This window comes from Akkermansia sp. UNK.MGS-1, from assembly GCF_000980515.1.
Taxonomy (GTDB): Bacteria; Verrucomicrobiota; Verrucomicrobiia; order Verrucomicrobiales; family Akkermansiaceae; genus Akkermansia; species Akkermansia muciniphila.
In genome coordinates this window covers 106,081-125,168 of sequence record NZ_LBCB01000008.1, presented here as the reverse complement: position 1 = coordinate 125,168, position 19,088 = coordinate 106,081, and the positions used below count along the sequence as shown (strand labels likewise).

11 protein-coding genes are annotated in these 19,088 nt (G+C 56.2%); 6 read left to right on the top strand and 5 right to left on the bottom strand.

The window, feature by feature from the left end:
• Nucleotides 1-188 precede the first annotated feature (188 nt).
• Both sucD and sucC read right to left on the bottom strand, forming a co-directional pair.
• The gene (gene sucD, locus WW58_RS04195) at nt 189-1,076 is read right to left on the bottom strand and encodes a succinate--CoA ligase subunit alpha (RefSeq protein ID WP_012420745.1); all 888 of its coding nucleotides are present in this window, start codon (nt 1,074-1,076) and stop codon (nt 189-191) included.
• 21 nt (nt 1,077-1,097) lie between these two features.
• Nucleotides 1,098-2,279, bottom strand: coding sequence for an ADP-forming succinate--CoA ligase subunit beta (gene sucC, locus WW58_RS04190; RefSeq protein WP_046435828.1), 1,182 nt, complete (start codon nt 2,277-2,279; stop codon nt 1,098-1,100).
• A 201-nt stretch (nt 2,280-2,480) separates the two neighbouring features.
• Between sucC and hisD the strand changes: the two genes are divergently transcribed.
• From hisD to WW58_RS04160, 4 genes are all read left to right on the top strand, one after another.
• Nucleotides 2,481-3,779: a histidinol dehydrogenase gene (gene hisD, locus WW58_RS04185; RefSeq protein ID WP_215833438.1), complete on the top strand. Its 1,299-nt coding sequence runs from the start codon at nt 2,481-2,483 to the stop codon at nt 3,777-3,779.
• A 264-nt stretch (nt 3,780-4,043) separates the two neighbouring features.
• A complete protein-coding gene (locus tag WW58_RS04175) occupies nt 4,044-4,940 on the top strand; it encodes a bile acid:sodium symporter family protein (RefSeq protein ID WP_046435649.1) in 897 nt (298 codons plus the stop codon).
• 217 nt (nt 4,941-5,157) lie between these two features.
• Nucleotides 5,158-6,825: a tetratricopeptide repeat protein gene (locus tag WW58_RS04165; protein ID WP_046435647.1), complete on the top strand. Its 1,668-nt coding sequence runs from the start codon at nt 5,158-5,160 to the stop codon at nt 6,823-6,825.
• Nucleotides 6,826-6,902: 77 nt separating this feature from the next.
• Nucleotides 6,903-8,495: a tetratricopeptide repeat protein gene (locus WW58_RS04160; protein ID WP_012420750.1), complete on the top strand. Its 1,593-nt coding sequence runs from the start codon at nt 6,903-6,905 to the stop codon at nt 8,493-8,495.
• Nucleotides 8,496-8,864: 369 nt separating this feature from the next.
• Here WW58_RS04160 and WW58_RS12935 read toward each other — a convergent pair whose 3' ends face one another.
• From WW58_RS12935 to WW58_RS04140, 3 genes are all read right to left on the bottom strand, one after another.
• Nucleotides 8,865-9,191 (bottom strand): hypothetical protein, encoded by a 327-nt coding sequence (locus tag WW58_RS12935; protein ID WP_012420751.1) that lies wholly within the window; start codon nt 9,189-9,191, stop codon nt 8,865-8,867.
• Nucleotides 9,192-9,332: 141 nt separating this feature from the next.
• Nucleotides 9,333-10,697, bottom strand: a complete 1,365-nt coding sequence (gene xseA, locus WW58_RS04145) for an exodeoxyribonuclease VII large subunit (RefSeq protein WP_046435641.1) — start codon at nt 10,695-10,697, stop codon at nt 9,333-9,335.
• Between the two features lie 3 nt (nt 10,698-10,700).
• Nucleotides 10,701-12,863 carry an AMP-binding protein gene (locus tag WW58_RS04140; protein WP_046435639.1) on the bottom strand — a complete coding sequence of 721 codons (2,163 nt, stop codon included), beginning with the start codon at nt 12,861-12,863 and terminating at the stop codon, nt 10,701-10,703.
• A gap of 421 nt (nt 12,864-13,284) precedes the next feature.
• Here WW58_RS04140 and WW58_RS04130 point away from each other — a divergent pair, with 421 nt between their 5' ends.
• Both WW58_RS04130 and WW58_RS04125 read left to right on the top strand, forming a co-directional pair.
• A complete protein-coding gene (locus WW58_RS04130) occupies nt 13,285-14,925 on the top strand; it encodes a hypothetical protein (protein ID WP_288143404.1) in 1,641 nt (546 codons plus the stop codon).
• Nucleotides 14,926-14,967: 42 nt separating this feature from the next.
• Nucleotides 14,968-19,088 (top strand): beta strand repeat-containing protein (locus tag WW58_RS04125; protein ID WP_046435633.1); only part of this gene is annotated, 4,121 nt, incomplete at its 3' end.

Genomic DNA, 19,088 nt, shown 5'->3' with positions numbered 1-19,088 from the left:
TAATGCCCTTTGTGAAGAACAAAATAAGAATATGTCTTTTACAGAGGGTTCGCCCACTAAGCGGAGGGAATAGTCTCCGTTGCAATTCAGATAAAATCCGAGTGATGTAATCAACTCCGTTTTATCATGAAAAAAGCGCCTTCCGGCAAGGGAAGGCGCTGGATATGAAAAGGTGAAAAAGAGGGAGGTTACATCCCCTTGTTTTTCATGGCTTCCGCCAGGGCAGCTCCCATCTGAGCCGGTGTCTTGGCAACCACAATACCGGCGTTCTTCAAGGCTTCCTGCTTAGCGGCGGCAGTACCTTTGCCTCCGGCAACGATGGCTCCTGCATGGCCCATGCGGCGGCCCTTGGGCGCCGTGGCTCCTGCGATGAACGCGGCAACAGGTTTTTTGCAGTTGTTCTTGATCCATTCAGCAGCTTCTTCTTCTTCAGAACCGCCGATTTCGCCAATCATGATGAAGGCGTCCGTGTTCGGGTCTTCCGTGAAGAATTGCACGGCCTGTTGCTGGGTCATGCCATGGACAGGGTCGCCGCCGATGCCGATGCACATGCTCTGGCCAAGGCCCATGTTGGTAACCTGCCAGACGGCTTCATAGGTAAGCGTTCCGGAACGGGAGACAATACCGATTCTGCCGGGTTTGAAGATGTAGGCCGGCATGATGCCGATCTTGCAGTTGGCGGAAGGATTGACAATTCCGGGGCAGTTCGGGCCGATGAGGGTCACGTCCTTGTCCTTCAGGAAAGTTTTCACCTTCTGCATGTCCTGCACAGGAATACCTTCCGTGATGCAGACGATGAGCTTCACGCCCGCGTCCGCGGCTTCCATGATGGCGTCCGCAGCGAAGGGCGGGGGAACAAAAATCATGGAGGCGTTGCAGTCCGTGGCCTTTTTGGCTTCCGCTACAGTATCGAAGACGGGGACCTTGCCTTCAAAGAGCTGGCCGCCCTTGCCGGGGGTCACGCCGGCGACGACGTTGGTGCCGAAGTCCATGCAGTTTTTGGCGTGGAATGCGCCGGCGCTGCCGGTGATGCCTTGCACGACCAGACGAGTGTTCTTGTCAATGAGAGATGTCATTGTCGTAATAAATAGTGAGGATTATTTGACTGCTGCCACCGCTTTCTGGGCGGCTTCGTCCAGGTTGTCGGCAGGGATGATGGCGATGCCGCTGTCTGCAAGGATTTTCTTGCCGATTTCCACGTTGGTGCCTTCCAGGCGGACGACGAGCGGGATTTTCATATCGATGTTTTTCGCCGCGGCCACAATGCCCTGGGCGATGACGTCACAGCGCATGATGCCGCCGAAGATATTGACCAGAAGGGCCTTCACATTCTTGTCGCTGGTGAGGATGCGGAACGCATTAGTTACCATTTCCTCCGTGGCGGAACCGCCTACGTCCAGGAAGTTGGCGGGTTCTCCGCCGTAGTATTTGATGATGTCCATCGTGGCCATGGCCAGGCCGGCGCCGTTCACCATGCAGCCAATGTTGCCGTCCAGGCCGATGTAGTTCAGGTCGTACTTGCCGGCTTCCACTTCACGGGGGTCTTCTTCCGTTTCATCCCGCATTTCCATGATTTCCGGGTGGCGATACAGGGCGTTGTCGTCAAAATTGAATTTGGCGTCCAGGGCACACACGCGGTCATCCGTGGTGACTACCAGGGGGTTGATTTCCACCAGGGAGCAGTCCAGAGCGGTGAAAAGCTTGTAAACGTTGGTGATAAGCTTGGTGGCCTGGCGGAGCAGGGGGCCGGTCAGTCCCAGCGCCACGGCGATTTTGAGAGCCTGGAAAGGCAGGATGCCCAGCGCCGGATTAATGTGTTCGCGGATAATGGCTTCCGGGCGGGTGGCAGCCACTTCTTCAATGTCCATGCCGCCTTCCGTACTGGCCACGATAACGGGGCATTCCCGGGCGCGGTCCTGAAGAATGGCGAAGTAGCATTCCTTTTTGAGATCCACGGCTTCCGCCACCATGATTTTGCTGACCAGCTTGCCGGTTTCCCCGGTTTGCTTGGTGACCAGAACCTGGTTAAGCATCTTGCCGGCGACTTCTTCCACTTCCTCCACGGACTTGACGACGTGGACGCCTCCCTTAAAACCGTTTTTGAAGGTGCCTTTACCACGGCCGCCAGCGTGTACCTGTGCCTTAACTACGTATTGGGAGAGGCCCATGTTCCGGGCTGTTTGTGCTGCTTCCTGAGCTGTGGCGGCGGCAATGCCCTTGGGGGTAGCCACGCCAAAACGCTCAAAGAGTTGTTTTGCTTGATATTCGTGAATGTTCATGACAGTGGGCCGTTTGGCCAAATGTTTGCGGAAGAAAGGCTAGGACTATTTTTGATGTCGGTCAAGGGAGAATGGTTTGGTCTTTTGATTTTTTGTCCGGAGGTGCCGTGAAGCCCTGTTGGAAATCAAAGAGGACAGAAGGCTTGACTGCGTGCTTAAAGATTGGGAAACTTCCTTCCCGTTTTTCTGTAGAGACTTTTTATGAAAATTTACCGTCCTTCCGATACCTGCTTTGACGAAATGAAGCGCCGGATGAACCGCCGCGCCCTCCCGGAGGATTCCGTAAGGGATACCGTGAACGCTATTATCCGGGATGTTTCCGCGCGCGGGGATGAAGCCCTTTTTGACTATGCCTCCAGATTTGACAAGGTACATCTTGATTCTTCCTCCCTGTTCGTGACGGAGGCAGAGCTGGCGGAAGCGGAGGCCATGGTGGAGGGGAGTGTGAAGGAGGCCATTGCCGTCTCTCTGGCAAATATCCATTATTTTTCAGACCGCAGCCGCAGGCAGGACTGGTCCGGCGTAAATGCGCAGGGCGTGGAGGTGGCGGAGCGGTTCCTTCCGTACGACCGTGTGGGCATTTATATTCCCGGAGGGAAAGCGCCCCTGGTATCCACTTCCATCATGACGGGCGGTTTTGCTCAGGCCGCCGGCGTGCGGGAGATTGTGGCCGCTACGCCCTGCGGGCCGGACGGCCGGGTGAATCCCGCACTTTTGTATGCGCTGAAAGCCTCCGGCGCGACGGAAATTGTCAAGATAGGGGGCGCTCAGGCGATAGCCGCCCTTGCACTGGGGACGGAGAGCGTGAAACCGGTGGAAAAGATTTTTGGTCCCGGCAACCGTTTTGTGGTGGAGGCCAAACGCCAGTTGGTGGGGGCTGTTGCCATTGATTTGCTGCCCGGACCCAGTGAAGTAATGGTGCTGGCGGATGATACTGCGGATGCAGAGTTTCTGGCTGCCGACCTGCTGGCGCAGGGCGAGCATGGCCCGGACAGCGTAGTTGTTTTTGTCACTACATCAGAGGCGTTATTGGAGCAGGTGGATGCGGAAGTGGAACGCCAGGCCGCCCTGCTGAGCCGCGGATCCATCATCCGGGAGGTGCTGGACAAGCATGCCTACGGTTTTCTGGTTTCTTCCATTCAGGAAGGGGTGGAACTGGTTAATGCCTTTGCGCCGGAGCATTTGGTGCTTGTCACTCGGGATGAAGAGGCCGTACTTAATGGCATCAGGACGGCGGGCGCCATTTACGCAGGCTCCCTTTCTACTGTAGCCTGCGGGGATTTTCTGGCGGGTCCCAGCCATACGCTGCCTACCGGCGGCGCCGGCAAGTCTTTTTCCGGCTTGCGGGCGGACCAGTTCCAGCGCCGCACCAGCGTGGTGCGCATGGACCGGGATGCCGTGCTGAACTCCGCCCCGTATGTGGCGGAGTTTGCCCGGGTGGAGGGGCTGGACGCCCACAACCACTCCATTCAGGTTCGCGCCGCCCGCGTGAACCGGTAATCCCGGAATTTTCCTCAATGCTCTCCATGATGCAACAGCAGGGAATCAGGGAACGGTTGCCCGTTGCAGAAGATCTCCTTGTTGCCGGACATGGCTATATGGGCGTTTCCCGGCATCATGGGGGTGGAGTGGGGGCCGTTGCTGAGAGCATGGTAGTCGGCTTGCCGACCCGTTTGCGAGATTTGTCGGGATGGAACGCTCATCGGATGGGCGGTTTCATCCATTTGCTCGGAAATCCCGCGTAATCGTTTCACCGTATTCCTCATGTTCAAGTCCCTCATCCGCACGTTTGCCATTGTGGCGGCCTTCATCGCGGGGTACATGATGCCCGGCCTGCATGTGTACAGCTGGACATTCAAGTGGATGCTGGTAGTAATGCTGTTTGTAACCTTTCTGGGCATCCGCTTCAAACGAATGAAGCCGGAACGGGCTCACTGGCTCCTGACGGGGGCTAATCTGATGGTCGCCCTGGCGGCATGGGGTGTGTGCCGCCTTGTTTTTGGGGATGGGTATCTGGCACAGGCCGCTTTTTTCGTAGGCATCATGCCTACAGCCACGGCGGCTCCCGTGGTGATGGGGCTGCTGGGAGGCAGCGTGGAGTTTATGCTGACCGCCCTTTTGCTAATTAACGGTATTATCTGCACCTTGCTGCCTTTCATCCTGCCGGCGGTTGTTGGGCGGGGCGGTTTTGAGATTTATCTGAACGTGGCCCAGAATATTTCCTTGGTAATGTTACTTCCCCTGGCTCTGGCATTAGCGGCGCGGCGCTTTTATCCTCGCGCCATCGCGTGGCCCAGGAAGTTGAAAGACGTCACTTTTGGCATTTGGGTGGTGATTCTGGTTTTGATAGCCGCAAACGCCTCTTATGATATTTCCTCCCGTGAGGGCATTTCGGAACGTGTTTTGGAACAGATTGGCGTGATTGCCCTGCTGGTTTGCGGGGTCAATTTCGGGTTGGGATATTTGCTGGGGGGACACACGCGCGCTGCGGAGTGCAGCCAGGCATTAGGGCAGAAGAATACCACCCTGTCCATTTATCTGGCTTTGACGTATGCCAGCCCCATTGCCGCTCTGGGCCCCACGTTTTATGTACTGTGGCATAATTTATGGAATGCCTGGCAGTTGTACCGCGCGTCCGAACGAAAGCGCAGGGATGGATGAGGAAGGGGGCATCCGGTGCGGCGGAAGTCCCCGGCAGAATTATGGGGATTTCCATGGTCGGAAAAACGGGAGGGAGGGTTCTTTTGAGCCGGTTCCCAGTGACGGCCGGCAGACTGTTGAAGGTTCTTTTTTATCCACTTTCAGGAACGGCAGAGGAGTTCTCCCCGAGCAAAAAGCTTGAAATTCGGGGAACGCCCGGTAACGTTATGCACTTGTTATGCAGGCGTCTTCTCCTTTGCCCCCTCTGTCTCCGCGTACCAAGTGGCTGATTGCCCTGTGCTTGTGCGTGCTTGTGATGCTGCTGGAGTTCCTGACGTACCACATGGCGTACCGCATCGGCTATGATGAAGGGATGCTGACTACTCCGCCGGTGGTGGTGCAGAAAAGCGATGAAAAGGCCATGCAGAATTTGTCCCGCTTCATGGCGGATGTTTTTGCTTCGCGCGAGAGCCTGGCCGGCATTCTGGACAACCGGGAGGAACGCCTTGCATGGATCAGGGATCCGGAACTGCGGACAGAAACGGCCTGGGGCCTCACTCGGGAGCTGATTAGCCGGGGTGGCGTCGTTCCTGCTCTTCCTGCGGCCAGGGAATTAATTGACGCCGGATACGCCGCCGGGCGCTATCAGGTATGGGCTCCCCGTGCGGATGCCGTGGCAAAGGCTCTGTTGGCGGAGCACCAGTACACTTCCGCCTACGATTATTTGAAAACCGCTGAGGAGGGATATGAGAAGGAAGGAATGGCTGAGCCGCTGGTGCGGACGCTCCAGACCATGAGTTCCATTGACCAGATGCTGAACAGGAATGAACAGGCTAATATGTTGCTCCAGCGTGCGGTGGATGCCGCTGCACATCTGGGGCCGGATGCCCTCCCTGTCAGGTCCAGGCTTTTAGCCGCCCAGGGAAGGCTGGCACGTACTACGGGACGCATTCCGGAATCGCGCGAGTATTTCAAGAAGGCTCTGGCTCTTTGTTCTCAGCCGGACAAGACCACTGGAGACCTGGCCCTGGCCAGCATCAGCATGGGAGAGGCCATGCTGGAAGCCGGCAGGAAGGATGAGGCACGGGAATTGTTTTTAAAGGGCCTTTCCGGTTCGGAAAATGCCTCTTACCTGTTGAACGACTGCCTCAATGCCCTGCGCGGCCTGGCCCGTATTTCTACGGAGCGGGGGAATTATGAGGAGGCCTTGGCTTATCTTTACCAGGCGGAAGGCGCTGCCCGCGGCGTGCTGCCGGCGGACCATGCCTTTTGGGCCGGGTTGTATGATCAGAGGGGGTGGGTCAACATCTTGCGCAAGGCCTCTCCGGAAGCCCGGGCGGATTTTTTAAAGGCCATTGCCAACAGCTCGGCTTCTCCCGTCATTTCCGCCCAGTCCCGCGAAGGGCTGGGCAAGGCATGGCTGGATGCCGGGGAGGGGGGCAAGGCCAGGGAGAACCTGGAAAAGGCTCTTCAGTTGCGGAAGTCCCATTTCGCCTCGGATCTTCTGTCCCTGGGCCGCGTATATTATTCCCTGGGGCTTGCCAGCGATATGGCGGGGGACAGGGAGGGCGCCCTGATTGCCTATGCCGGAGCGGTGGATTCCCTGCTGAAATGCGTGGAGGGGGCGGAACGCAGGGATTTGCTGGTTCAGTCTTATTTATGTAAGGCGTACGCTCTGTGTGACGGAGAACAATGGAAGGAGGCGGCAGAGGCTTTTGAGGCGGTTCTTCCCATGCTGGAAGGGGAACAGAGGTCGGAGAATTACAAACAGCTTGGACGCTGTTATGACGAACTGGGCATGAAGGAGAAAGCGGATGACTGCTGGAAGGAATCCGGTTTTCCCCGGGTGCGCATGGCATCCCCCGGGCGCAGGCCCTCCGTGAACTCCAGATCTTCACGGAGGTAGGATGCGAGGGGCTTCGTAAGACGTTGCGAGGCGTTTATTTTGCTTGATTTGTGCCGTCTTTTTGGCTCAATGCCTGCATGAGTTCCGAGCGCCATTTTTCCAGTAAGCCCTACCGCCCCGCACGCAAGAAAAAGTCTTATTGGAAGCCGGTCCTCTTTTTGATCCTCCTGGGAGGACTCTGGTTCGGCTATATCCAGTACTGGCCTACGATAGAAGGGTGGTTCAAGCCGACCATCCATGAAGTGCACAGCCAGACGCAGGCCATGGGGCATTTGCAGGATATGCTGGCTTCATGGAACGGTTCCGATGCAGAGCTGGCGCAGATGGCATCTTCCGTGGACAAGCAGGTGGAATGGATGAATTCTCCCGAAGCCAGAGATTCCTTTGCATGGCTTCTGGCGGTGGAAATGGACCGGCGCGGCATGCTGAAAGAATCCGAACCTATGCTGGCTGCTCTTCTGGAAAAAAAGCTGGCTGCTTCCTCCTCCATGGCGGCGGAGGACCATACCCGCCTTCTGGGCGTCAGCCTGAACTGGGCGCGGGAATTCGCCCGCCGCAAGCATGATGCTGTGGCGGAAAAGCTTTATGAAGTGATTTTGAAAAATACGCCGGAAGACCAGGTTTCCATCCGTTTAGCGTGCTTGGAGCCATTAATCCATTATGCGTACGACCAGGCTAGGTTTGAGCGTTTTTCCGCGTTGTGCAAGCAGGCTGTTTCTCCTGTCATGAGGAGCATGCTGAATAAGCCGGAGGATGTGAAGAGCATGGTGAAAATCCTGTTGCTTCAGGATACCCTGCCAGACAAGACCACCGGGTTGCCCGGTGGCACAGGGAGTGCGATTGCACGGGAGCTTCTTACTAAATTCCGCCTGACCGCCAATCCGGACATGGGCCGCATTATTCTGAATGAATTGAAGATGCCGCTGAACACGCGCCGGAAGTATTCCCAGGAGGAATTGAAGACCATGGCCGACCAGCTGGAAGCGGCCCTGATTTGCTTCCGTGCAGCTGAAACGGAGATGGACTGCACGCCGGAGACAATGCTTGCCTTGGCACGGGTAAGGATGCAGATGGGGGATTTGAGAGAGGCCTCCCGCCTGCTGTCCCGTGCAGAAGGGGCAGCCATGACGCTTGGCGTGGATGCTCCCCGTATTTTGAGCGGCTCCAGCCTGAGCCAGGATATTGCGTCCATGCGGTCCCAGCTTGAAAAATACAGCCAGGCAGAGGCTTTGGTGAAACGGGCTTATGAAGATGTGAATGTTGCCGCAGCTTTCCTGAAGGCGCGGGATTACGATCAGGCGGTGAAGTATCTGGAGCAGGCAATGAAAGTGGCTCGTGAAAATACCACGTTTGTTCAGGCTCTTCAGCCGGTCATTCTGAATCTTCAGGCGGAGATAAGCGCCGGCAGGGAACAATGGGCTCTGTCGGAGTCCCAATATGGAAAGTTGATTGCGGAGTGGGATGCGTTGACTCCGGAAGATAAGGAAAAACTCCGGAACAATCTGGCCTCCATCCAGTTGGGAGAGCTTTACAATGAAATTCACCGCAACTGGGCTGGTGTGTGCCTCAAGCAAAAACGAACCACAGAGGCCCGCAGGGTGCTGGGGAAGATAGGAGAGGTGCCGGCTGAAGAACCGGAGAGGCCTGCTTCGCGCCGACGCCGCAGATAGCAGACCCCTTCCTTCAGTTAGGCCGTTCCTTTTTTGGAAAGGCAAAGTTCTCCATTGGCAGATGCCGGAGGGGCTCAGAGTTCCCAGAGGCTCCGGTCGGGAGCTTGACCAAAGCGGGATACCTGCGGTCAGCTGCGTGAGGCTGAAGGGGCTTTTTAAGGAAATGTGCCGTTTTAATATCCCTTGGCGTCATCAAAGAGCTTTGGCACAGGTTCCGTTTCCCTGTATCGACGGGTACCCGGCATTCCGGAGAGAAAAAATGGATTTTAGGCCCTCAACAAACTATATGCCTCTTTTTGGGGCAAATGTAACGTTTCCGGTATGCTCCATACTCTCAAGCAGAGCTGAAAAACAGCTTCTGCGGAACCTTCAGCTGCGGACTTTGGCTTTCTGCCTTACATGGCTGAGAGCCCTTTTTCCATGAACCATTTTTTCACGGCGGTCAGCTGCGGATTGACGGCGGGAGCGCACAGTATATTTTGCGAAAATTTGGCTAACCGTAAGGTTGCCCTGTTCGAAAAGTTTGAAAATATTATCTCTCACCCTCATGGCTTCCTGAAGCGCTGCGTCAGCGCCCCCGTATTGAGAATCGGAGAAATAACGGGTGAATAAACGCTTGTTCTTACAGATCGCCAACCGATAGCCCTGAAAGGCCGTTGTTTCGTAAGTGTAACGGGTGATGTTTTTACAAGGCATATGAACAGAAGTTATGGGACCGGGTGATAGAAGCAGTGATAAGCTTCTATTAGAATAGGTTCCATTTCCTGTAAAATCCAGAAAAAACACACTTTGTTAGATTGAGTGCAAAAAATGCACTACTAGATGCTTGTGGACAGGTTATTGTGGCGTGTCATCCCTGACATAAAAACAACCGTCGGAAACACGGATTTTCAATTTTTCCCCTGCATGCACCTGGTTTGTCTGCCGGATAAGCTGCTTATCCTGGTTTTCTACCAGGGCATATCCGCGGCGCAGGGTCTGTTCCGGGCTGTGTGCTTCAAGACGTGCTTGAATAAGAGTGAGTTGTGAAGATAAATCCGTCATGCGGGAGGCGGCTGCATGGGATAAACCGGCCTGAAGGGAAGCCAGAAGCTGTGTGCGCTCCCGGTTCCTGTGGGCGGGGTGGCGCATTTGCAGCTGATGTTCCAGTTTGTTAATATGCAGCGTGTTATGAAAAACTCTCGTGGTTGCGGCATTCTGCAGGGTTTCTTCCATATCGTCCAGGCGCTGGGAATAAGGAGAGAGCAGGGAATACGCATCCAACAGCTTCCCCCGCAGGTAAACATCCAGTTTCAGCTTGGAACGCAAGAGGGAATGCCGAGCGGATGCATGAAGAGCCTGTTCCATTCTGGACAGCTTGCGGAGCCATTCAGGGCCGTCCGGTGTGGCCAGTTCTGCGGCTGCGGTGGGAGTGGGTGCGCGCAGATCCGCCGCAAAATCGGCAATGGTGAAGTCCGTATCATGACCCACTGCGGAAATCACGGGAACGGTACATTCGTAAATGGCGCGCGCCACCGTTTCCTCATTGAAATTCCACAAATCCTCAATGGAGCCGCCTCCGCGTCCTACAATGAGCACGTCCACGGGCGGGAGACCGTTGAAGGGCGCTCCGGACCAAGCGCGCACGGCTGCGGCTATTTCGTGCTCCGCTCCTGCCCCCTGCACGCGTACGGGCAGCAGATAAGCCTTCACCCACGGGGCGCGGCGTTCCAATACGTGCCGTATGTCCTGGATGACGGCGCCGGTGGGGGAGGTGACGATGCCGATGGCGCGGGGGAACGTGGGAATTTTCTTTTTGTGTTCCGCGTCAAACAACCCCTCGCGCTGGAGTTTGGCTTTCAACTCCAAAAAGCGAGTCTGCAAATCTCCCTGTCCTGCAGCTTTTACCTGCCTGATGACCAGCTGGAGTTGCCCCCGGTCCGGGTATACGGTGGCGCTGCCCAGGACATGGACTTTCATCCCTTCCTGGAGCCGTATGGGGCATTTGGAAGCCGCTGCCTTGAAAAAGGCGCAGAAAATTTCCGCTCCCTGTTCCTTCAGGGTGAAATAAACGTGGCCGCTGGTGTGATGCTTGACGTTGCTCAGTTCTCCCACCACCCACTGGGTGCCCACAGCGATGCTGACCGTGTCTCTCAGGCGGTAAACGAGCTGTTTGACTGTGATGGGTTTGGGCGCGGCGGGCGTTTCCTCCGGGAATTCCATAAATTACGGTTCAAAGGGGATGTTCAGCGCTTCATACGCTAGCATCCTGCATTGCTTGATATCCAGCTTGCCGGATGGGAGCACCGGGATGCGTTCTACGGGAATAATCTCCTTGGGGCACCAGAGGGCCGGCAGCCCCTGGTCAATCAGGCCGTGCCTGATGAGGGTGCGCGCCTGGTGCACGTAATCCGTCACCAGGGTGGTGAGCAGGGCTACGGCCTCCCCTTTTACGGGGTCCGGAATGGTGACGACGGCTATCCGCCGTTCTTCGTCCGCCGGATCCAGATTCCAAATGTTCATAATGGCTGCTTCCAGGGCTTCATGAGGCACCATTTCCCCGCCTATTTTGGAAAAGCGGGAAATGCGTCCTTCAATCTTCAGGAAGCCGAATTCGTCTGCGGAACCTATGTCTCCGGTTTTTAGCCAGCCGTCCACGAAAATATCGCGATCCGTCTCCGGACCGCCCAGATAGCCGGGAAAGATGTTCGGTCCTTTCAGCCAGATCATGCCGGAAGTAGTGATGGGAACCACGCGTCCCGTGTGAGGGCTGGTGATGCGTATGGCGATTCCGGGAAGGAGGGCTCCTACGGAACTCTTTTTCATGCCGGGAATGAAGTCTCCGGCGGCATTGGATGGCGCCGGGTCAATGAAGTTGACGGAACAGACGGGAGAGGCTTCCGTCAGGCCGTAGCCTTCGCATGGAATGATGCCGAATTTTTCCCGGAAAGCGGCGGAAAGGTCTTCCGGCAGTTTTTCCGCGCCAACGATCAGGTAGCGGACGGTTTTAAAGGTGTCCGGTTCGCAGCGTTTCATGAAACCGCGCAGGAAGGTGGGCGTGGTGACTACCAGACTGATTCCGTACTGCTTGATAAGGGCTCCCAGCCGTTTGGCCTCAAGAGGGGATGGATAGGTGACCATGTCGTACCCGCCGATCATCGGATACCATAGCCCGATGGTGATGCCGAAGCAGTGGAATACGGGCAGGCTTCCCAGAAACCTGCTTTGCGGTTCCAGCGTAATGCGGGAGGAACATTGAGAGATGTTGGAAAGAAGGTTGTGGTGGGTCAGCGGCACGCCCTTGGGTTCCCCGGAAGAGCCGGAAGTGAACATCAGCACGGCTTCGTCCGCGCCTGTAGGTGCGTCCAGCCCCAGTTTTTTAATCATGAACCCCGCTGTCAGGAATTTGATGGCGAGGCCCCAGCGTTTGGCGGAACCTTTAAGCAGGGGAATTTCCCGCTCCATGAGGATCAGATCCCGCTGGGGGGGCCACGGGAAATTCTGGAGCTTTCGCATGAAGGTATCCGCAGTAATAAACCAGTCCACGCCGGATTGCTTTACAGAGCTGGCAAAGGCTCCTTCCGAGGCGGAATAATTGAAATTCACCGGTGTTTTCCCGGCGAACAGGCAGCCCAGATTGGCTATGGCCGCTCCCTTGCCCGGCGGAAGAATGATGCCGACCCGGCGATTCGAGGTAATTTTTTTCAACCTCTTGGCAAAGGCTACGGAAATGGCCAGTAGCTGGCCGTAAGTCAGCGTAGTGTCGTCAATGCCGTCGATGACCCGGCAATCGGAATGAAGTCTGAGGCTGCGGAAAAGGAGGGCGGACAGGGAACCGTGGAGCTGAGGCAGCGTGGCGTATGCCTGGGCGGAACATTCCAGCCACGCGGAGGTCAGGCGTGCTGCCATCTCGGCCCCGGGGGCCAGTTTGGGGAGAATATGTATCTGGATGTCCGCCTGGGCGTCCGTATCGGCCTCCGCATCCAGCACGGAGTTCGTGTAAAAACCGGCATAGACCGGTACGGGGGAGATATGCAGGGCTTCCAGGGCCTTGATGACCCGCGGAGGAATTTGGCTGATGGAACCTTTCACATGGGAGACGGGACCGGGTAGAAATACTACTCTTCTGCCTTCGTTAATGCGTTCCATGATGGCGGAACGTAGTGCGACAGGGTCGCTGCCTCCGGCCTGGAACAGGATGCCGTCCGCTTTAGTGGATTCCAGATGGGAGGCGGTGGCCGTATCCGGGGGGAGACCTTCTTCCACCAGGTAGGTCATGCGGTCCCTGCCCAGTTCTTTTTCGAACATCAGCAGGGTTTTATAAGATACTTTGTTGAAAATCAACAGATCACCTGAGTCGGATAAATTGGAGGAACCAAAAATGGCCATGGGAAAAGGATAAAAAATTGCTTAGAGCATTTTAGCAACTTAAAGAGCCGGGAGCAAGGAGGAAAGATATGTCTCCGGGCGTTTCGTTGTCGTTTTTTTTGTTTTGGAGTGTTTTTTGTCGGCGGGCGCAGTTGCCTTTAATTCCTCCGCCATGCTGTTAACGAATTGTGGTATTGTCAGCCTGAGGCTCTTTTTTCTCTGCTTCGCAATAAGGATCACTGAAAAAGGTTTGACATGAGTTTTTATAAAAGTGTCCGGGCAGGAGAGAGGTATTTTTGTGATGGAATACTTTCTTGTTGACAGGAGGCTTTTTTTTCGCATAAAATACAAAAATCCTGGTATGAAACTGCATCTGCCTCTTAGACTTCGTTCCGCATTACTTGCCGGATTCGCATCTGCCTCTTCCTTTTGCTCTATAGCATTGGTCCCTTCAGCCGCCGCTGCGGCTTTTGATTTTTCTTGGGATGAAGCCACGCATACCCTGACCGTCGCCAGCTCCGCTGATCGAGGCGAAGGTGATAACGGCATATTGCTCAGCACCAACAACTCCTACCCCGGAGAACTGACGAGCAACGAGCATTTCGCGGCTGCGGAAAAAATCATCTTTGATTTATCTGACCCCGGTACTTCAGCGGTATGGTTTGTAGGTGCCCCAACAGTATCCCAGGCCGTGCAGATAGGGGAAGGGGCGGATATGTCCGGGGGGTTGAGGTTTTACAACGGCAGCAGTAATTCAACGCTGACTTTTACCGGGGCTGTGACGGGAAACGGCACGCTCTCCCAAGCCGGCTCCGCAACCAACAAACAGATTGACTTTACGGGCAACGTGACGGATTTCACGGGGACTGTTCTCATGAACAACTCTGGAAGCGGCGTCATTCGCTTTGGCTCCGGCCGCGCCATTGATTATGCGACAACGGCAACCAAGGGCGTCGCCGGGACGGGCGATTTCAGCATGAGCACCACAGGGGATACCCTCGCCTACAATTATGGCGGCGGTATTGAAGGAGCTCCCGTTTACGTTACCAATGCCATTACCGGCGCGAATGGAACCCTGAGCGTGGAGGGGGCGGCTGATATGGAGTTTGTGAAATCTGTCGCGGTGAAGACTTTGAAAGTCGGCACAGGTGACGGCAGGCAAACAGCCCTGTATCTTGTCCCTTCTGAAAATATGGCGTCAGAAGGGACGGATCTGGTGTTTCGTGAACTTTCCTTCAGTGTTTTGAACAACGCCGGAAACGGGACTCTGAATGTGTATGACGCCGGCGGGACTTTGAACATCCATTCTACGGGCAGCGGCAATACCATCCTCAACGGCGGGGATTTTTCCACCCTGTACGCTGAGGACGGTACCATAACCCTGGTTGGCGACATTAACGTAAGTTCTCAATTCCGAGGCGGGAACAATTCCGCCCCGAATGTTTCCATTGGTTCCTCTGAGATGACGGCAACGATGACGGTAGCCAGTTTTTACGGGCACTGGGAGCATGCTTCCGCTGCTGCCAATTCCAACCGCACGACGATCACTGTGAACAGGGGGTCCCTGCTGAATGTGACGTCTTTTCTGCAAATTGCCCGTGACGGGAAGGGAATTCTGAATATTGAAGAAGGGGGGACAGTCATTGCGCAGAAACTTGATATGGGAACTGCCAGCAGCGGCTGGACGGGGACTCCCGCAAACGGGAAACAGGCACGATTAAACCTGAACGGAGGCAGTCTGTATTTGGGCGCAGGCGGCCTCACGCAAGCCAACAACGCGGAGCTTTCGCCCGGCGTTGTTCTCCTGAACTCCGGGGTCTTGGGCGGTACGGCCAGCTGGAGCACCACGCTGGCCGCCAGTGTGGGCAGCGCGGATAAGACGCTGACAGTCCACACCGGGAAATATGATGCGGCCACGAAGACGCATTCCGCGACGGACGGGCTTGCGATTTCGCTTGGGAAGCTGACGGGTACGCCCGGAACCCTGGTGAAAGATGGCCTGGGGACGCTGACCGTAGGGGACGGGAGTTCTCTTTACGGTTTGACTGTGAAGGCCGGTTTCTTGGGCGTCAGCGGAGCTTAGGCCGATGCGTTCGGCTCGCTTACCGTAACCAGTCTGACCGCCATGACGGAAGACGGCGGCAGGTTCTGGATTGACCTGGGGGCTGACGGCTCTTCTTCTGACAAGGTTACGGCAAACTCCTACGGCAATCAGCGCATCAACATGGCTCTTTCCGGTACGGTCGCCGGCACATATGCTGTATTTGACGGCGGTACGGGCTTGACGGATAAGGATATGGTGTTCCTGGAGCTGTACATGAACCGCGGCTTGAGCGTGGATAAATCGACAGGCGTCAGCATTGAAAACGGCGTCGTGAAGGTAACCATTACCGGTACGGCGAGTTCTGATGTGTACACTCTGACCTGGGATGGAACGGACGGGGAAAGCTGGAGCAACAGCACTGTAACTGCCTGGACTCGGGACGGACAGACAGAGGAGCGCTTCTCCCAGGGGGATCATGTGGTGTTTAACGGGCAGGGAAGTTCTCTGGTGGATATTGATGGGATTGTTTCCCCTGGCAGCATTTCTGTGAACGGAAACGCCGATTATACGTTCTCCGGCGGAAGCGTTCAAGGAGCTGGGACGTTAATCAAGAACGGCAGCGGGGAATTGTCTCTGCGCACGGATATGACCAATTGGACCGGGGCTATTGAGCTGATTGACGGCACGTTGAATGTTGGCTCTGATCTGGCGGCTGTTGAAAACGGCGGAGGGATTACTGTAGCCGGACTTTCCGCGCTTGGCATGGGGGGCAACATCGCCAGGACGACGTTATTGAACAGTGATTTGACCATATCCGTTGAGGAAGGGGATTCCTTTTCTCATACGGGCGTGATTTCCGGAGAGGGAGACCTGACGAAAACCGGCGACGGCGTTCTGACTCTGGGCAATAACGGGAATACCTTCAGCGGTGATTTGACGGTGAGGGAAGGCTCGTTGAAGCTGGACAGAAATTCCACTTCTTCCAGTGGCGTTCTGGGTGCCTTCAACATCGCGGACGGCAGTACCCGGGTGATTCAGGTGCTTGACGGCGCGACGCTGGACATGAACGGGAGGGTGGATAACCGTTATGCCCTCACTTTGGCGGGCGACGGCGTGGACGGTCGGGGAGCCCTGGTCAATAATGGCGGAAATGCAGAAACGGGCAACATCAACTTCCCGAAACTGATCCTTGCTGCTGACGCTTCCGTCGGTGGCACGGGGACGCTCTGCATCGTCGGCCCCAGCTATGCAGAGACGACGATTGATCTGGCAGGGAACACGTTGACCAAGAGAGGGACCAATACCATGGTTTTGGTTCACACGACGTTGACGGCAGGCACTTTTTCCATTCAGGAGGGAACGCTTCAGTTCAGTTCTACGGGGATTGACAGCAATGCTTCTGCCGTTGATTTTGTGGTGGGCGCGAACGGAGCTTTGGATATCAGCGGGCGATCTGTAACCGTGAAGACTTTGTCCGGCGCCGGCGGCGCGGTGAAGCTGGGCGATAAGACTTTGACGACGGGAGGCGGGATTTTTGACGGAATTGTCTCCGGCACGGGGGCCTTGGTTTTGACGGGCGCGGGAGACGGCCAGAGCGGCCTGACGCTGTCAGGCGCCAATACTGCTACGGGTGGCCTGACGGTAACCCATGAAAATGATCGTATTCTGCTGGGGACGGAAGACAAGGCCGGCGTATGGGCCGGCGCGACGCTGGGCGGAGCCGGCACCCTGGTGGTGGTCAACGGCTCCCTGTCTACCGCCATGAGCAACGCGGAAGGTTCTACGGCCAGGATCGGCGTTTCCGCCGGAGAAAATAAGACGATTTCTCTGGGAGGAACGTCTTCCGATATGCTGACGTTTATAGCCCTGGGCACGGGGAGCGTCTTGAGCGGCGTGACGGGGGATATCTCTGTGGGCGAAGGCGGTCTGGACGGCCTTTCCCTGACTCTGAATACGAGCAATATGGCGTCTCTGCCTCTGGATCAGGCGTTGACCGGAGCGGAAGGGGAGGCCAAGATTCTTCAGAGTGAAGGAGCCAGGCTCACCATCACGGATGCCGCCAGGGTTTCCCTGACCATGGATGCGGTAGTCAATTCTCTGTTGAATAAGAATACGTATCTGACGCTGACTGATGGACGGCTGGTGTGCGACGATTTCAACAACATTACCCTCACTACCACTGGTGGCGTTTCTCTGGCGAGCTACGGCTTGCGCCTTGTGGGCACGGAAGGAGGCAGTCTGTTGCTGACGTCCAATCCGCAAAACCTGTATTTGGTTTCTTCCGACGCGGCTACTACGGATCCGCATGCGGTGAACGAGTACAATGCCCTGAGTTCCTACGCCGGCGTTCTGGTTCAGGCGGGGGAAACGCTCAGGCTGAATCTTGCCGGCGCCCTTCCGGAAACGGCGCAAAACGCAGGCGGCATGGTGATTAACAATCTGGCGGGCGGTTCCGAACAGGATGCTTCCAACAAGGCTCGGCTGCTTGTCGATAATACGGATGCAGCAGGCGGGAATGTGACCGTTATCCTGAATAATGAACAGCTTCCTTTGGCAGGGACGAGCGTTGTGGATCCGACTCCTTATGGCGGGGATACCTCTTTCTACGGGGATATTCATGGCGTCAATGGCGTTACCCTGGTTAAACAGGGCGCCGGCAAGCTGACCGTCAACGGCTCTGTTGTGACGGACACGCTCCGTGCGGAAGAAGGCGCGCTGGTCATCAGCGGCGCCGGAAGCGATATTCAGCACATTGTTTTGAATGGTACGGGCGATGCAGTATTGCAGATTGGAGGTAATACGACTGCTGGCGATTTGTCGGAAGGAGCTAACGGCGGTACCCTGGTTCTGGCCGACGCCGCTGTGCTGACTCTGACAGAAGGCGGGAGCCTGGCTAAGAGCAGTATCACCGGTAATGGATCTTTGGCTCTGTCAGGTTCCCTGGCTTTGTCCGGAGGCGCTTCCATCAATGGCGGCATAGCGCTTGTTCTGGCTGAAAACGGCGTTTTGGATATCGGCAGCACGACGGCAAATTCCGCGGCAGATATTTCCGGCTCCGGGACACTGAAGAGTTTCGGGGGGATTCTGACTGTTAATACCGGAACAACAGGCGATATGGCCTGTTTTGGAGGCGCTCTGGTGGGAACCGGCAAGCTGGTGATTAACGGGCAAACCGGGCAGATGCTTCGGACGGGCAATGCCGGGTACGATCTGGAAGTCCATTCCGGCAGTAAGCTGACGCTGAAGGGGACGGAAGCAAATCCTGGCATTGCCTATGGTCATGTGACGATTGCCGACTCCTCTACATTCAGGATTGAAGCGGTCGGCGGTGCTGAAAGTTCTGCAAATACCATTCTGAATGTGGAAAATATGACGTTCGGCGCCGGTTCTACGACGGAGTTTGTCTATAATCTGAATCAGGCCGCTCCGTTTGAGGCGGGCTTGCTGACGGCCGGTACGATTACCATTGAGGACGGCGCCAGGTTTGTCATTACCAACCTGGAAGAAAACTCACGGATGGATTCATCCTCTGACTTGCAGGACGTCCTGCTGATGTCTTCTACCGGTGAAATTACCGGCCTGGCGGACGGGGACAGCCTGAATGTCGTTCTCTCCGGCCTGTTTGCCGTTTATTACAAGGATGCGACCATGAGCCGGAAGGGCAATCATATTGTGCTGAATGCCACGGTGCAGCAGGACAATATTTTTACACCTGCGGTGAATTCCCATAATTCCGGAGCAGGTTCCGAACTTCTGTGGGAGGCAAAAAATAATCTGGATGCCACTTCCCAGCTTGGGCAGGCGATGCATTCCATCAGCACCATGATTACGGGAGATAATCCCGACTTGGCGGGGGCATCCAGGGCTTTGACAGCAGTGGCTGGGAGCACGGTCAACGCGCTGGGGACGGCGCAAAGGGACGCCCTGCGCGACCAGATGGGCTGGATCAGGAACCGGACCACCCTCATGGGCGTCAACCCGGCCTACGTCAACGACGACCTCCCCCGCTTCCACATGTGGATGGAAGGCACGGGCTCCTACGCCAAACTCGACACCCGTGGCGATGAAAGCGGCTACCAGCTCACCACCTGGGGAGGCACTGTGGGCGTGGACGCGGACCTCAGCGACCGCCTCACGGTGGGAGCGGCCTTCACGGCCGGCTACGGCGACCTGACGGCCGGCGCGGCGGACAGCGCCGACGG

Coding starts and splice junctions, on each gene's coding strand:
- sucD (WP_012420745.1), bottom strand. CDS start 1,076: ATGACATCTCTCATTGACAAGAACACTCGTCTGGTCGTGCAAGGCATC.
- sucC (WP_046435828.1), bottom strand. CDS start 2,279: ATGAACATTCACGAATATCAAGCAAAACAACTCTTTGAGCGTTTTGGC.
- hisD (WP_215833438.1), top strand. CDS start 2,481: ATGAAAATTTACCGTCCTTCCGATACCTGCTTTGACGAAATGAAGCGC.
- WW58_RS04175 (WP_046435649.1), top strand. CDS start 4,044: ATGTTCAAGTCCCTCATCCGCACGTTTGCCATTGTGGCGGCCTTCATC.
- WW58_RS04165 (WP_046435647.1), top strand. CDS start 5,158: ATGCAGGCGTCTTCTCCTTTGCCCCCTCTGTCTCCGCGTACCAAGTGG.
- WW58_RS04160 (WP_012420750.1), top strand. CDS start 6,903: ATGAGTTCCGAGCGCCATTTTTCCAGTAAGCCCTACCGCCCCGCACGC.
- WW58_RS12935 (WP_012420751.1), bottom strand. CDS start 9,191: ATGCCTTGTAAAAACATCACCCGTTACACTTACGAAACAACGGCCTTT.
- xseA (WP_046435641.1), bottom strand. CDS start 10,697: ATGGAATTCCCGGAGGAAACGCCCGCCGCGCCCAAACCCATCACAGTC.
- WW58_RS04140 (WP_046435639.1), bottom strand. CDS start 12,863: ATGGCCATTTTTGGTTCCTCCAATTTATCCGACTCAGGTGATCTGTTG.